Below are 14546 nucleotides of genomic sequence, written 5' to 3'. Positions count from 1 at the left end.
CTCAGCCGGGGTCAGAGCCCTTTGCTCGCAAAGGGATCCGACCCCAGCAGAGCGGCAGACCGGGGTCAGAGCCCTTTCGCACCGCGAAAGGGCTCTGACCCCATCAGCTTCCCAGCGCACCGCCGCTGCGACTGCAGCGCTCCACGTATCTCCGCCAGATCACCCGCAGGAATACCCTGCTCGATGAACTCGGCGTAGCGCCTGCGCCGCTCATCCACTTCAGCCGCAATCAACTCGAACGCCGAATGCGGCACGAGAAGTGCATTCGTCCTGCCCTCCGCGTTTGCCCGATAGCTCGACCAGCGATAGTCCCCGGGATGCTTCACCATCCCTGCACGAACGGGATTGAGTTCGATATAGCGCTGGCAGGCAAGCAGGTAGCGATCCGTGACCACCAGCGTCGAGTGAAAGCGCCCCTCCCACAGAGTTCCCGTGCGGCCGTGCCGATCATTCACACGGCGCACGTAGGCACGATTTACCGCCTGCATCATCCGCGACAGCCCGCCGGAAGCATCGGGCGTGACCAGCATATGGATATGGTTGTTCATCAACACATAGGCGTGGACCCGGCATTGCTGCTGGTCTGCGTGATGACACAGCAGGCGCAGATAGGCGACCCGGTCGCCATCAGCGAGGAACACTACTTGGCGATTGTTGCCACGCTGGACCACATGTTGCGGGTAGCCCGGTGCATCGATGCGACGCGGCCTGGGCATGAGCGTCTCCGGAAGCCAAGGGGTCAGAGCCCTTTGCTGCGCAAGAGGATCTGACCCCGAGCATCTGCCGATTCCGCGCCCGTGCCAGTCGGTCCATGACCCGTCGTTGAGTCGGTAGACGCCGGGGTCAGAGCCCTTCTGCGCCGCAGAAGGGATCCGACCCCGGCAATCCCCCATTTGCGCCCGCCCCCACCCCACCTAAAATGCCCCCATGAGCACCCTGACCTTCCGCGCCGCCACGTCGGCCGACATCCCCGCCCTGATCACCCTGGTCACCTCGGCCTACCGTGGCGACGCCAGCCGCGTCGGCTGGACCACCGAAGCCGACCTGCTGGACGGCGCCCGCGTCGACGCCGAAGGCATCCAGGGCGACCTGGACCGTCCGCGATCGACCATCCTGCTGGCCGAACGCGACGGCCAGCTCGTGGCCTGCGCCCACGTCGCCGACGTCGACGGCAAGGGCTACTTCGGCATGTTCTCGGTTGATCCGGCCCAGCAGGGCGGCGGCGTCGGCAAGCAGTTGATGGACGCCGCCGAAGCCCATGCCGCGCAGGAATGGAACGTGCCGGTGATGCAGATGACGGTGATCGACGTGCGCGACGAACTGATCGCCTTCTACGAGCGCCGCGGCTACCAGCGCACCGGCATCAAGAAACCGTTCCCGTATGGCGACGAACGCTTCGGCATCCCCAAGCGCGACGACCTGCGCTTCGAGATCCTGGAAAAGCCGCTGGCCGGAGCCACCGCGTGAGCGAGGCCTGGACCTTTGTCTGCGCCGGCGCCGACCTGCTGCCGGGCGAAATGAAGAGCGTGTTCGACGAAGTCACCGGTACGCCGATCGTGGTGTTCAACCTCGACGGCGAACTGTACGCGCTGGAAGACCAGTGCACGCATGAGGAATTCGAGCTGTCCTCGGGTGAGTTCAACACCGCCGAAGGCAGCGTCGAATGCGTGCTGCATGGCGCGCGCTTCGACGTGCGTGATGGCCGCGCCCTGTGTGCGCCTGCCTACACGGCGGTGCCGAAGTTTCCGGTGAAGCGCGAGCACGACGCGGTGTGGACGCGCGACGACCGCGATTGAAGCCAGGGGCATCCACCCATGGGGTGGATCTACTGGAACAGCCTGAGGGGCCTTTCAGGGACCCTGCGGGCCACCCGGAACCGGCTGCCCGTCTCGTACATGCGAATCATTATCGTTGATGTTATCCTACGTAACATCTTCGTAACGCCCCGCCTGCGCCATGGCTTCGTCCGCGCCCACCGCCACGCTGTGCCAGCTTGCCCGTCAAGGGTGGCCGTTGCTTGTGGCCGCACTGCTGACGCTGCTGCTGGGCTGGTCGGCGCTGCACGAAGGACGCGGCGGTGGCCACGCCGCCAACGCGGGCTGGCAGGCGCATCTGCACGATATCGAGCAGGTCGCTCCGCTGCCGGCCCCTTCCGGCGACGAATGCCCACACCACGCGGCCCCCGCCCCGGAACCTCCGGTGGATGGTGAAGGCGGCACGCCCTGCGCCAGCACTGCGCCGCCGCGTGCTGCGCTGGTGGCCCACATCCCGTTGTGGCACTCCGATGCCCTGCGCTGGCAGCTGCACGACCCCTCGCTGCGTCTGAATCCCGGCCACGCACCTCCGGCACCGCTCGCCATCTGAGGCGTCCTGCGGCCGTTGCCGTGCGCCTGATTGCGTTTCCGGCCAGCCGAGCATGGCTCGGCTCTACAGAACCCACCTCCTGCCTGCCGCCGCGCGCCCAGCCGTGCTGGCCGGCCCTCGCTCATTCCCTATCCAAGCCATCGCCAACCTACCCATGACCCACATCAAGACCCGCAAGTACGCACCTCGCGTTTCAGTACTGGCCACCGCCACCCTCGCCGCCGGCTTCGCGCCGCTGGCCGCACAGGCGGCCGACGACGCCGGCGCCAGCAAGGCCACCGAACTGGACAAGGTCCAGGTGCGCGGCAGCTGGTTCAACCCGTCCTCGCCGAAGTTCACCGCTGCGCTGCTGGACACCCCGAAGTCGGTCTCTATCGTCTCGGAAAAGCTGATCGCCGAAACCGGTGCGACCAACCTGCAGGATGCGCTGCGCATGGTTCCGGGCATCACCTTCGGCGCCGGCGAAGGCGGCAACCCGACCGGTGACCGCCCCTTCATCCGCGGCTTCGACTCGCAGAGCAACATGTTCGTCGATGGCCTGCGCGACGTCGGTTCGCAGACCCGCGAAGTGTTCGACCTGGAGCAGGTGGAAGTGGTCAAGGGCCCGAGCTCGGCCTACGGCGGCCGTGACTCCGGTGGTGGCAGCCTCAACCTGGTCAGCAAGACCCCGAAGCTGAAGAACGAGACCACTGCCAGCATGGGCATCGGCACCGACAGCTACGCACGCGGCACCGTGGATGCCAACTACGTGCTGGGCGATGGCATCGCCGCGCGCCTGAACCTGATGAAGCACGAGTCGGACATCGCCGGTCGTGACGCGGCCAACGTCAGCCGCTGGGGCATCGCGCCGTCGATCGCGTTCGGCCTGAACGGCCCAGCGCAGCTGATCGCCAGCCACTACCACATGCAGAGCGACGACCTGCCTGACGCAGGCGGCTTCCCGTATGGCAACCCGAACGGTGCGCCGGTATCGAAGTGGGTCGACGGCCGCCCGATGGTGCCCGACCGCAACAACTACTACGGCCTGGTGGACCGCGATTTCCAGCGCACCCGCGCCGACATCAGCACCCTGGACGGCAGCTACGACTTCGGCGACCACAAGCTGCGCAACATCGCGCGCCTGGGCAACACCAGCAACGATTACCTGTGGACCCAGCCGGACGACAGCCAGGGCAACCCGAACAACTACGGCACCTTGTGGCGCCGTACCAACAGCCGCGCCGTCGACGTCAAGAGCTTTGCCGACCAGCTGAGCCTGACCGGTGCGTTCCAGACCGGTGCACTGAAGCACAGCTACAGCGCCGGCCTGGAATACAGCGATGAAAAGATGACCCGCGGCAGCTACCTGATGACCCCGGGCACCAGCAACCCGCTGACCAACAGCAGCAAGTGCCCGACCACCGGCGCTGCCACCGGCTACAACTGCACCAGCTTCGACAACCCGAACCCGAACGATCCGTGGGCGGCCACCCATGCGGTGTACCGCAGCGACAAGGCGCTGGACGTCGAGCAGCGCACCAAGACCAAGTCCGCTTACCTGTTCGACACCATCGAACTGAACGCGCAGTGGATGATCAACGTCGGCCTGCGTTACGACGACTTCTCCACCACCCTGACCACCCCGGTGGCCGGCAAGGCGCCGACGCGCGTGCGCAACGACAATGACTTCCTGAACTACCAGGCCGGCATCGTCTTCAAGCCGACCGCCAACGGCAGCATCTACCTGTCCTACGGCACCTCCTCCACCCCACCTGGCATGGACGGTGGCGATGGCTCGGATGGCCTGAGCGCAACCGTGGCCGACCTCAAGCCGCAGGACACCAAGAACCTCGAACTGGGCACCAAGTGGGACCTGTTCGACAACCGCCTGAACCTGACCGCGGCGATCTTCCACACCGTGATGGACAACGCGCGCGTGACCGTGGACAACGGCACCAGCCAGAACGCCGGCAAGAAGGAAATCAACGGTGTGGAACTGGGCTTCACCGGCCAGTTGACCGACGCCTGGAGCCTGTACGGGGGCTACACCTACCTGGATTCGGAACTGAAGGACAACGGCTTCGTCTGCGCCGTGTCCGGTCGTACCTGCCCGTCCAACATCTACGTGCCCTCGCCGTACAACGGCAACGTGTTCCCGAACACCGCCAAGCACAGCGCCACCCTGTGGACCACCTACCGCTTCCCGTTCGGCCTGACCGTCGGCGCCGGCGCCAACTACTCCGACAAGCAGTACGGTGATGTCGCCAACACCAAGTGGATCCCCAGCTACACCCGCTTCGATGCGATGGCCAGCTACGCGATCCAGGACAACATCAGCCTGCAGTTGAACGTGCAGAACCTGGCCGACAAGACCTACTTCACCAAGGCCTATGCTTCGCACTACGCGAGCATCGCCCCGGGCCGTTCGGCCACCCTGGCACTGAACGTGAAGTTCTGATGTAACCCGCAGCACCCACACGGCGGCAGGATCTCCTGCCGCCGTTTTTGTTTCCGGCGATACTCAGCGCATGGCTTCCAACACCCCGTTTGATTCCGACGCCCTGGCAGACCTGCTGCTGCACGACCCGCAGGCTGCCTTCGTGCGCGTGCGCGATGCAGCTCAGGCCGGGCAGGTCGAGGCGCAGCTGCTGCTGGCGCAGATGTACATGGAAGGCAAAGGCACGCCGGAAGACGCTGCTGCCGCCCTGCTCTGGTACGAGACCGCGGCCAACAACGGCGCGCCGATGGCGATGAACATGCTCGGTCGCTGCCATGAGCTGGGCCAGGGCACCACCGCCAATCCTTCGCTTGCAGCGGTCTGGTACCGGCGCGCGGCCGACACCGGGCTGGACTGGGGCCTGTACAACCTGGCCAACCTGCTGGCCACCGGCCGTGGCGTGCCGCAGGACCGTGTACAGGCACTGGCGCTGTATACCCGCGCCGCTCACATGGGCCACGCCAAATCGATGAACCTGCTGGCCCGGCATCTGGAGGATGGGCTGGACACCGGACGCGATCCGCAGGCCGCGCTGGGCTGGTATCGGCGCGCGGCCGAGGCCGGCGATTTCCGCGGCCAGGCCAACTACGCCTCCATCCTTCTGCAGGCCGGTGAAATCGAACAGGCCATGCATTGGCTGCGGTTGGCACTGCAGCACGGCAGTCCTGCGTTCCTGGCGCATATCGTGCCCGAGCTGGCCGCCTCACCCCACCCGCAGGTGCGCGCCCTGGTCGCACCATCCGCTTGCTGAGGACTTCCGCATGCTGCTGCACATCCCCGACATCCTCAGCGCCGGACAGGTGGCTGACATCCGCCGCAGGCTCGACGCAGCCGACTGGACCGATGGCCGCGAGACTGTCGGCCACCTCGGCGCACAGGCCAAGCACAACCAGCAGCTGCCGGAAGCTGCACCGCTGCGCCGCGAACTGGGCGAAACCATTCTTGTCGCGCTGGCACGGCATCCGCTGTTCTTCAGCGCCGCGCTACCATTGAAGTACCTGCCGCCGCGCTTCAACCGCTACAGCGGCGGCGGCACCTACGGCTTCCACGTCGATGGCGCGGTGATGAACCTGGCCAACGGCGAGCAGCTGCGCTCGGACATCTCCTGCACGCTGTTCCTGTCCGACCCGGACGAGTACGACGGCGGCGAGCTGATCATCAGCGACACCTACGGCGAGCACGAGGTGAAACTGCCGGCCGGTGACCTGATCGTGTATCCCTCCAGCAGCCTGCACAAGGTCAACCCGGTCACCCGCGGTGCGCGCGTGGCCTCGTTCTTCTGGGTGCAGAGCATGATCCGCGACGATGTGCAGCGTCGCCTGCTGTGGGAGATGGATACCTCCATCGAGCGCCTGCGGCAGACCAATGGCGATGCCGACGCGGTGCTGCAGCTGACCGGCGTGTACCACAACCTGCTGCGACGCTGGAGCGAGGTCTGAACCGATCAGGCCACCCCTGCGGCAATTTGGCAATCATTCTCATTTGCAACGGCTAACGGGTCTCATTACAATCACATCCCGTTGACGCCGGATGTCCCGGCCACCCAGGGATCTCCGCTTGCGTCGCCCATTCCGCCCTCGCCCGCTTCGGCTTGTACAGTTCGGCACCGCCATGCGCGGCCGTCGGCCTGCGCTGGCCGGCCTGCTGGCGTGGGTGGCGATGTTGACGCTGTTGCTGGGCACCCTGCCGCTGCTTCCGGCAGCCCATGCTGCCGCGCCCTTGGCGCTGCAGCAGCCGCTGGAGGAGCGCGGCGGCGACGGCCCTTTGCAGGAAGAAGCGCCGGCCAAACTGCGGCGCTGCGCTTCGGCACCGGCCAGGTCCACGGACAAGCCGATCCCGCCGCTGTTGCTGGCCAGCCACTGGCTGCGTACCGAACTTGATCTGGTTCCCTCCGCGTCGGCTCCGTCCGGCGCGCGTCCGCACTGGCCGTTGGCCGCACCAGACATGCCCTGGGCAGATGCGCCCGGGCGCCGCCAGCAACGCGGCCAGGCGCCGCCGCTCGCCTGATCCACGGCACGCCGTGACCGCCTGCGCGGTTGCGACGGCTCGCCGCTGCCTGTTTCGCCCCTGCCGCCCCTGACCGGGCCATCCCTGCCCTGCCGTGCGCGCTCCGCGCCCGGCATCGGGCTGTCTTGCATCCTTCGAGGTATCTGCCATGGCCCAGCGCCATCGTGTCCGTTCGTCCCTGTCCCGCCATCTGTTGACCAGCGCCGTGCTGGCCGCCGTCGCGGCTCCCGCCTACGCCCATGGCGACGCTTCCGGCGCACCCCAGACCCTCGACAAGGTAGTGGTCACCGCCGCTGGCTTCGAGCAGAAAGTAGTCGATGCACCGGCCAGCATCAGCGTGGTCAGCCGCGAAGAGCTGAGCAAGCGCCCCTACACCAGCCTGGTCGACGCCCTGCGCGACGTCGAGGGCATCGACGTCGGCCTGGAAGCCACCGACAAGAACGGCCGCGCCACCATCTCCATGCGCGGCCTGCCGTCCGAGTACACCCTGGTGCTGATCGACGGACGCCGCCAGAGCAACGCCGGTCAGCTGTATCCGAACAACTTCGGTGGTGGCCAGTTCGCCTACCTGCCGCCGCTGGATGCGATCGAGCGCATTGAAGTGGTGCGTGGCCCGATGTCCACGCTGTACGGCTCGGATGCGATGGGCGGCGTCATCAACATCATCACCCGCCGCAACCAGGACAGCTGGCACGGCGCGGTCACCCAGGGCTTCACCGTGCAGCAGGACGATCAGTTCGGCGATGCGCGCAGCACCGACCTGTACCTGAGCGGTCCACTGGTCAAGGATCGCCTCGGCCTGGCCGTGCGCGGCAGCTACTACGACGCCAAGGCATCCAATCCCGAATGGGATGCACTGACCCTGCCCGACGGCACGCTGTGGGAGCGCAGCATCGGTTTCGGCGGCGGCGGCAAGTCGGTGGCCAACACCAACTGGAACACCGGCGTGCGCCTGAACTTCCACGTCAACGACGACCACGAACTGTGGCTGGACTACGACGTCTCGCGGCAGAAGTACGACAACAGCGAGGGCCAGACCGGCACGCTGGACAGCCTGGCCAGCCTGTGGCGCGTGGGCAACGCGGTGATTCCGAACCCGAATGGCAACGGCACCGTCACCCGCCGCGTGGTGCAGCCGCGCGTGGGCTACACCGCCTACCAGCGCTATGAGCGTGACCAGCTGTCGCTGACCCATCAGGGTCGCTACAGCTTCGGCACCTGGCAGACCTCGCTGACCCACAGCAAGAGCAACAACCTCGGCCGCTCGCTGCCGCTGACCCTGGACGAGCGCGCCGGCCTGCAGACCCTGTGGAACGACGTCTGCCGCCGCACCGGTGCCGCCAACAACTGTGCCGCCAGCCGCAACAACGCGCTGGGCGCACTCAACGCCAGCGAACAGGCACGCCTGCAGGCGTTCCTGCCGCGTCCGCTGCGCACCATGGAGCTGGAAGGTTATGTGCTGGACACCATGCTCGATCTGGACTTCGGCGCGCACAAGCTGACCGTGGGTGGCCAATACAACGACACCGACATGGTGGACGGTGTGTTCGGCATGGACGGTGCCGGCTACCGCAGCAACACCAAACAGAAGCACCGCATGTGGGCGCTGTTCGCCGAGGACAACTGGTCGCTGACCGACACCCTGACCGCCACCTTCGGCCTGCGCTACGACGACCACAACATCTTCGGCAGCCACCTCAGCCCGCGCGGCTACCTGGTCTGGAATGCCACCGATGCGTGGACCTTCAAGGGTGGCGTCAGCACCGGCTACAAGACCCCGCGTCCGGACCAGCTGTTCCCGGGCATCACCGGCTTTGGTGGCCAGGGCGTGCTGCCGCTGGTGGGTTCGCCGAACCTGAAGCCGGAAACCAGCACCAACTACGAGCTGGCTGCGTACTACGAGGGCCAGCGCTGGGGCTTCAACGTCACCGGTTTCATCAACAAGTTCGAAGACAAGATCGCCAGCGGCGGCACGTTCCCCAACTGCGAGGTGGCACCTGCAGGCAGCGGCTACTGCGTGGACATCGGCCCGGGCTGGGCGTCGCTGGGCTACAGCACCTTCACCCAGAGCGTGAACATCGACAAGGCCGAAACACGTGGCGCGGAACTGGCCGGCCACGTCGACCTGCTGGACAACCTGCAGCTGCGCGGCAACTACACCTGGACCAAGAGCGAGCAGACCGCGGGTTCCGGCAAGGGCCTGCCGATCACCGGCACCATGCCGGCCAAGCACATGGCCAACGCCAGCCTCAACTGGCAGCTCAACGATGCGATCAGCCTGTCGTTGATCGGCGAAGGCCGCTACGACCGCTACCGCGACACGATCCTCGATGTCGCCGGTGCCAGCCACACCCGCTACTACGAGGACTACACGATCTTCCACCTCGGTGGCAGCTGGAAGGCGACGCAGTGGCTGACGGTCAACGCGCGGGTCAACAACCTGTTCGACAAGAACTTCGTTTCGCAGTCGTGCCTGCTGACCAGCCCCAGCGAATACAACTGCGTGGACGACTACGCCACCAAGGACCAGCGCCGCAGCTACTGGATCTCGCTCAACGCGAAGTTCTGATCGTCGCTCTGGTGGGTGCCGACCTTGGTCGGCACCGCCCTGACTTGGTTGGTGCCAACCTTGGTCGGCACCGCTCCATCCACGCATGGCGTGGATCTACTGCCCATACCGAACCTGGACGGCGCTCCATCAACGCATGGCGTGGATCTGCCGGTCAGCGGTAGTGGTAGTGCCGGCCGCTGGCCGGCAACCGCGCGATGTTTTCAGGTGTCATGGGATTGCCAGCCAGCGGCCGGCACTACCCCTTCAGGGATACACAACGACATCTAATTGCGAGCAATTCTCATCAATGATGTAATGGCCAGTATTCATCCGTCCCGAACCGTGCCGTGAGCCGTCCAGCATCCTCCACCGTGCAGCAGCAACAGAGCCGCGGCTTCTGGCTGCGTACCCTGCACCAGTGGCACTGGATCAGCTCTGCTGTGTGCCTGATCGGCATGCTGCTGTTCGCGGTAACCGGGCTCACGCTGAATCATGCGGCGAAGATCGAGGCCAAGCCGCAGGTGCAGAACCAGCACCTGGAACTGCCGGCCGACGTGCGCGGCCAGCTCGGCACACGCGAGGACGGCAACGCGCCCATCCCGCGCCCGGCCCGGCAATGGCTGGATGAGCAGCTGGGCATTTCCATCGGCGGCCGACCCGCCGAATGGTCAGCCGAGGAAATCTATCTGTCGCTGCCACGCCCCGGTGGCGACGCCTGGCTGAGCATCGACCGCGAAACCGGCGCAGTCGAGTACGAATCGACCTCGCGCGGCGCGGTGTCCTACCTCAACGACCTGCACAAGGGCCGCAATGCCGGCCCCGCGTGGGGCTGGTTCCTGGACGTGTTCGCCGTGGCCTGCCTGGTGTTCTGCATCACCGGTCTGTTCCTGCTGCACCTGCATGCGCGGCAGCGACGCATGACCTGGCCGCTGGTCGGCCTGGGCCTGATGATTCCGCTGCTGATCGCCCTGCTGCTGATCCATTGAACTTCCACCGTGATTTCCATCCGTTTCTCCGGAGCCGCCCCATGCGCGTCACCCTGACCATCGCCCTCAGCGGCCTGCTGGCCACCTCGCCGGCCTACGCCACCACCCTCGACATCAACGTCGAAGTGCCCAAGCTCAACGTGGCCGAGTACCACCGCCCGTATGTGGCGGTGTGGCTGGAAGGCGCCGACCAGAAGGTCGCCGCCAACCTGTCGGTCTGGTACCAGCAGACCAGCAACAGCGAAGGCCATGGCACCAAGTGGCTGCCCGACCTGCGCCAGTGGTGGCGCAAGAGCGGTCGCACCCTGCAGATGCCGGTGGACGGCGTGACCGGCCCCACCCGCCCCGCCGGCAAGCACGCGCTGTCGTTCAACGACAAGCAGCCGGCGCTGAAGCAGCTGGCCCCGGGCAACTACACCCTGGTGGTGGAAGCGGTGCGCGAAGTCGGCGGCCGTGAACTGCTGAAGATCCCCTTCACCTGGCCGGCCACCGCCGCACAGAACGGCCGCGCGCAGGGCGCCACCGAACTGGGCCAGGTCACCCTCGCCGTCAAGCCTTGATTTCCTGACCGGGGTCGGATCCCTTCCGCAGGAGGGGCTCTGACCCGATCGCCATATCCTCGGGGTCAGAGCCCTTTCCTTTGGAAAGGGATCCGCCCCCTTCCAACTGGAGTCTTCCGCATGAAGCGCACGCTCGTCCTCGCCGCCGCTCTGGCCGCTGCCCTTCCCTTCTCTGCCCTGGCCCACAAGGCCTGGCTGCTGCCCTCGCAGACCGTGATCGCCGGCAACGCGCCGTGGATCACCGTCGACGGTGCGGTCTCCAATGACCTGTTCTATTTCAACCATGTGCCGCTGCGCCTGGAATCGGTGGTGATCACCGCCCCGGACGGCAGCACCGTGCAGGCGCAGAACGCGGCCACCGGCAAGTACCGCAGCGTGTTCGACGTCGAGCTGAAGCAGCAGGGCACCTATCGCATCGCCTCGGTCAACGACGGCCTGTCGGCCACCTATGAACTGAATGGCGAGCGCAAGCGCTGGCGTGGCACCGCCGCCACCTTCGGCGAACTGCCCAAGGATGCCAGGAAGCTGGAAGTGAGCCAGTCGGTCGGCCGCGTGGAGACCTTCGTCACCAACGGCGCGCCGAATGACACCGCGCTGAAGCCGACCAACCGCGGCATCGAACTGGTGGCCGTCGGCCATCCAAACGACCTGTTCGCCGGCGAAGAAGCCACCTTCCGCGTACTGGTCGACGGCAAGCCGACCGCGGGCCTGGAGTTTGAGATCGTGCGCGGCGGTACCCGCTACCGCAATGCGCAGGAAGAGCAGAAACTGACCAGCGACGCCAAGGGCGAGATCAAGGTGACCTGGCCGGAAGCCGGCATGTACTGGCTGGAAACCGGCACCGAGGACAAGAAGACGTCGGTCAAGCAGGCCGCAAAGCGTCGCCTCAGCTACGTCGCCACGCTGGAAGTACTGCCGCAGTAAACGCATCGCGGCGATACCCGGCACGCCCGGGTATCGCCGACTGCCACGCACGCCCATGACCTCTACCGCACTCGACATCGCCCGGCTGGGTGGCACCACCATGGGCACCACCTGGAGCGTGTCACTGGTCGCACCGCGTCAGCGCGACCTGCATCCGCTGCACGCTGGCATCCAGGCGCGCCTGGATGAAGTGGTCGCACAGATGAGCACGTGGGAAGCGGGCTCGGACCTGAGCCGCTACAACCGTGCCGACGCGGGCCGCTACTGCGTGCTGCCTGCCGAAACACGCCATGTACTGGCCTGCGCACAGGCCATCGCCGCCGCCAGCGACGGCGCCTTCGACCCCACCATCGGCCCACTGGTGGCGCTGTGGGGCTTCGGTGCGCATGCCGGCGAACGGCGTGCACCCGACACCGCGACGCTGCAGGCAACCCGTGCACGCTGCGGTTGGCAACACCTGCACTGGCAGGACGATGCGCTGCTGCAACCCGGCGGCCTGGAATTGGATCTCTCGGCGATCGCCAAGGGCTTCGGTGTCGACCACGTCGGCGCCTGGCTGCGCGGCCAGGGTATCGATGCCGCACTGATTGAAGTCGGTGGCGAGCTGGCGGGCTACGGCCGCAAGCCCGACGGCCAGCCGTGGCGCGTGCTGGTGGAGTCGGCGCCGGAAGAAGATGCCCACACCGATACGCCACCGCGTGTACTGGCGCTGGAGGGAAAAGCCGTGGCCACCTCCGGCGATCGCTGGCACCAGTATCAGGACGAAGGCGTTGCCTACAGTCACAGCCTCGACCCACGCAGCGGCACGCCGGTGCGGCAGGTCGCAGCCGCCGTCACCGTGGTCGCCGACGATGCGATGCACGCTGACGCCTGGGCAACCGCACTGACCGTGCTCGGTCGCGACGCGGGCATCGCGCTGGCAGAGCGCGAAGGGCTGGCCGCGCGCTTCCTGGAACGCGCCGCTGACGGCCCACGCGAAACCCTCAGCAGCGCCTTCCAGCGGCTGCTGGATGAGCAGGCCGCATGAGCAGGCGTTTCTCGCGCGCGACCTTTGGCAACGTCGTGGTGCTTGCCCTGCTGGCCGTTATTGGCGGGGCGCTGCTGCGCCTGCACCTGGGCGAAGCGTGGTGGCAGGGTGCGCCGTCGTCTCGGCAGTGGGGCATCGCATTGGCCGCCACCGCGCTGTATTCACTGGCGTGCGCGGTGGTGTGGTGGCGCAGCCGTCCACGCGATGACACGACCGAAGGCGAAAACCAACCGATGCTGCTGGTCTGGTCCAGCCAGACCGGCTTCGCCCGCGAACTGGCCGAGCGCAGTGCGCAGGCTCTGCGCTCGGCCGGCATGCCGGTGCGCCTGCGTGGCCTGCACGACGTAGATGCGCCCCTGCTTGCGGACAGCGCGCGTGCACTGTTCATCGTCAGCACCACCGGCGAAGGCGATGCACCCGACCACGCCCTGCCCTTCCTGCGCCGGGTAATGACCACGCCGCCGCCCCTGGGCCACCTGCAGTACGGCGTGCTCGCGCTGGGTGATCGCAGCTACGGCCACTTCTGCGCGTTCGGCCACCAGCTGCACGACTGGCTGCGCCAGCAGGGCGCACATCCGCTGTTCGATGCCATTGAAGTCGACAACGCCGATCCCGCCGCCTTGCGCCACTGGCAGCAGCTGCTCGGCCAGCTCGGCGGCGGCGTCAGCGAACTGCCCGATTGGACACCGGCCGAGTACCAGCCGTGGACACTGCTGCAGCGCATGCACCTCAACCCCGGCAGCGTCGGTGGTCCTGTCTACTGGCTGCGCCTGCAGCCACCGACCGACAGCAGCGCCCACTGGCAGGCGGGCGACATCGCCGAGGTCGGTCCGCAGCATGCCGAACAGAGCACGCGCGACTGGCTGCATGCGCAGGGCTTCGATGCAGGCACGGTATTGGATGACGGGGATACGCTGTTCGCCCGCGTCGCGCGCTCGCATCTGCCTTCATTGGTTGCAGCGGGCGATCTGCCTGGATTATTGGCGGCACTGCAGCCGCTGCCGCATCGCGAATACTCCATCGCCTCGGTGATGGGCGACGGTGCGGTGGAGCTGCTGCTGCGCCGCCAGCTGCGTGCCGATGGCACACCGGGCGTCGGCAGTGGCTGGCTGTGCGACCACGCCGCCATCGGCGAGCCGGTGCGGATGCGCCTGCGCCGCAACGAGAATTTCCACGGTGTCGCCACCGAGGTTCCGCTGCTGCTGATCGGCAACGGTACCGGTATCGCGGGCCTGCGTGCACACCTGCACGAACGCGCACGCGTTGGCGGCGGCCGAACCTGGTTGTTGTTCGGCGAACGCTCGGCCTCGCATGATTTCCACTTCGGCGATGAGCTGCAGGCGATGCTCGCCAACGGCGCGCTGACCCGCCTGGATACGGTATTCAGCCGTGATGGCGGCGCGCACCGCTACGTGCAGGATCGCTTGCTGGCCGAAGCATCCACGCTACAGCAGTGGGTCGATGAAGGCGCAACGATCCTGGTCTGCGGCAGCCTGCAGGGCATGGCCCCGGCAGTGGATGCGGTGATCGAGCAGGTGCTCGGTGCCGCCGGCAAGGAAGCGCTGCTACTGGCCGGTCGTTACCGGCGCGACGTGTATTGAGCGAACGTGTGGGGTAACCCGCCTCCTGGTGGGTGCGAACCTTGGTTCGT

At 66.8% G+C, this 14546-nt stretch carries 14 protein-coding genes; 13 read left to right on the top strand and 1 reads right to left on the bottom strand.

Annotation, left to right across the window (positions count from 1 at the left end; translation table 11 throughout):
• Positions 1-65: 65 nt before the first annotated feature.
• The gene (locus ACEF39_RS05000; protein WP_500287156.1) at positions 66-716 is read right to left on the bottom strand and encodes an REP-associated tyrosine transposase; all 651 of its coding nucleotides are present in this window, start codon (positions 714-716) and stop codon (positions 66-68) included.
• A gap of 211 nt (positions 717-927) precedes the next feature.
• Between ACEF39_RS05000 and ACEF39_RS04995 the strand changes: the two genes are divergently transcribed.
• The 13 genes from ACEF39_RS04995 to ACEF39_RS04935 all read left to right on the top strand — a co-directional run bounded on the left by ACEF39_RS04995 (position 928) and on the right by ACEF39_RS04935 (position 14496).
• Positions 928-1467 (top strand): GNAT family N-acetyltransferase, encoded by a 540-nt coding sequence (locus tag ACEF39_RS04995; RefSeq protein WP_500287155.1) that lies wholly within the window; start codon positions 928-930, stop codon positions 1465-1467.
• Complete coding sequence (locus tag ACEF39_RS04990; protein WP_230112789.1) at positions 1464-1796, top strand: non-heme iron oxygenase ferredoxin subunit; 333 nt, start codon at positions 1464-1466, stop codon at positions 1794-1796. Before ACEF39_RS04995 ends, ACEF39_RS04990 begins: the two co-directional genes overlap by 4 nt.
• Positions 1797-1956: 160 nt before the next feature.
• Positions 1957-2364: a hypothetical protein gene (locus ACEF39_RS04985; protein WP_500287154.1), complete on the top strand. Its 408-nt coding sequence runs from the start codon at positions 1957-1959 to the stop codon at positions 2362-2364.
• Between the two features lie 154 nt (positions 2365-2518).
• A complete protein-coding gene (locus ACEF39_RS04980; RefSeq protein ID WP_500287153.1) occupies positions 2519-4801 on the top strand; it encodes a TonB-dependent receptor in 2283 nt (760 codons plus the stop codon).
• Positions 4802-4871: 70 nt separating this feature from the next.
• Positions 4872-5591: a tetratricopeptide repeat protein gene (locus ACEF39_RS04975; protein ID WP_500287152.1), complete on the top strand. Its 720-nt coding sequence runs from the start codon at positions 4872-4874 to the stop codon at positions 5589-5591.
• Between the two features lie 10 nt (positions 5592-5601).
• Positions 5602-6279 (top strand): Fe2+-dependent dioxygenase, encoded by a 678-nt coding sequence (locus ACEF39_RS04970; protein ID WP_500287151.1) that lies wholly within the window; start codon positions 5602-5604, stop codon positions 6277-6279.
• Positions 6280-6451: 172 nt separating this feature from the next.
• Positions 6452-6847, top strand: a complete 396-nt coding sequence (locus tag ACEF39_RS04965) for a hypothetical protein (RefSeq protein WP_500287150.1) — start codon at positions 6452-6454, stop codon at positions 6845-6847.
• A 148-nt stretch (positions 6848-6995) separates the two neighbouring features.
• Positions 6996-9416 (top strand): TonB-dependent receptor domain-containing protein, encoded by a 2421-nt coding sequence (locus ACEF39_RS04960; RefSeq protein WP_500287149.1) that lies wholly within the window; start codon positions 6996-6998, stop codon positions 9414-9416.
• Between the two features lie 329 nt (positions 9417-9745).
• Complete coding sequence (locus ACEF39_RS04955) at positions 9746-10384, top strand: PepSY-associated TM helix domain-containing protein (protein WP_100551751.1); 639 nt, start codon at positions 9746-9748, stop codon at positions 10382-10384.
• 41 nt (positions 10385-10425) lie between these two features.
• Positions 10426-10944, top strand: a complete 519-nt coding sequence (locus tag ACEF39_RS04950; protein WP_500287148.1) for a DUF2271 domain-containing protein — start codon at positions 10426-10428, stop codon at positions 10942-10944.
• A 120-nt stretch (positions 10945-11064) separates the two neighbouring features.
• The gene (locus tag ACEF39_RS04945; RefSeq protein ID WP_500287147.1) at positions 11065-11868 is read left to right on the top strand and encodes a DUF4198 domain-containing protein; all 804 of its coding nucleotides are present in this window, start codon (positions 11065-11067) and stop codon (positions 11866-11868) included.
• Between the two features lie 55 nt (positions 11869-11923).
• On the top strand, positions 11924-12895 hold the full coding sequence (locus tag ACEF39_RS04940; RefSeq protein ID WP_500287146.1) for an FAD:protein FMN transferase: 972 nt from the start codon (positions 11924-11926) through the stop codon (positions 12893-12895).
• Complete coding sequence (locus tag ACEF39_RS04935) at positions 12892-14496, top strand: sulfite reductase subunit alpha (RefSeq protein ID WP_500287145.1); 1605 nt, start codon at positions 12892-12894, stop codon at positions 14494-14496. The genes ACEF39_RS04940 and ACEF39_RS04935 overlap by 4 nt, the downstream gene beginning before the upstream one ends.
• The last annotated feature ends 50 nt before the right edge of the window (positions 14497-14546 follow it).

Source organism: Stenotrophomonas indicatrix (genome assembly GCA_041545745.1).
In the GTDB taxonomy this organism is placed as follows: domain Bacteria; phylum Pseudomonadota; class Gammaproteobacteria; order Xanthomonadales; family Xanthomonadaceae; genus Stenotrophomonas; species Stenotrophomonas indicatrix_A.
This window is presented reverse-complemented; position numbering and strand designations above follow the sequence as displayed.

Bases quoted from the DNA above. Each gene is read 5' to 3' on its own strand.
- ACEF39_RS04970 (WP_500287151.1), top strand. From the start codon at position 5,602: ATGCTGCTGCACATCCCCGACATCCTCAGCGCCGGACAGGTGGCTGAC.
- ACEF39_RS04995 (WP_500287155.1), top strand. From the start codon at position 928: ATGAGCACCCTGACCTTCCGCGCCGCCACGTCGGCCGACATCCCCGCC.
- ACEF39_RS04980 (WP_500287153.1), top strand. From the start codon at position 2,519: ATGACCCACATCAAGACCCGCAAGTACGCACCTCGCGTTTCAGTACTG.
- ACEF39_RS05000 (WP_500287156.1), bottom strand. From the start codon at position 716: ATGCCCAGGCCGCGTCGCATCGATGCACCGGGCTACCCGCAACATGTG.
- ACEF39_RS04985 (WP_500287154.1), top strand. From the start codon at position 1,957: ATGGCTTCGTCCGCGCCCACCGCCACGCTGTGCCAGCTTGCCCGTCAA.
- ACEF39_RS04950 (WP_500287148.1), top strand. From the start codon at position 10,426: ATGCGCGTCACCCTGACCATCGCCCTCAGCGGCCTGCTGGCCACCTCG.
- ACEF39_RS04975 (WP_500287152.1), top strand. From the start codon at position 4,872: ATGGCTTCCAACACCCCGTTTGATTCCGACGCCCTGGCAGACCTGCTG.
- ACEF39_RS04960 (WP_500287149.1), top strand. From the start codon at position 6,996: ATGGCCCAGCGCCATCGTGTCCGTTCGTCCCTGTCCCGCCATCTGTTG.
- ACEF39_RS04945 (WP_500287147.1), top strand. From the start codon at position 11,065: ATGAAGCGCACGCTCGTCCTCGCCGCCGCTCTGGCCGCTGCCCTTCCC.
- ACEF39_RS04940 (WP_500287146.1), top strand. From the start codon at position 11,924: ATGACCTCTACCGCACTCGACATCGCCCGGCTGGGTGGCACCACCATG.
- ACEF39_RS04965 (WP_500287150.1), top strand. From the start codon at position 6,452: ATGCGCGGCCGTCGGCCTGCGCTGGCCGGCCTGCTGGCGTGGGTGGCG.
- ACEF39_RS04935 (WP_500287145.1), top strand. From the start codon at position 12,892: ATGAGCAGGCGTTTCTCGCGCGCGACCTTTGGCAACGTCGTGGTGCTT.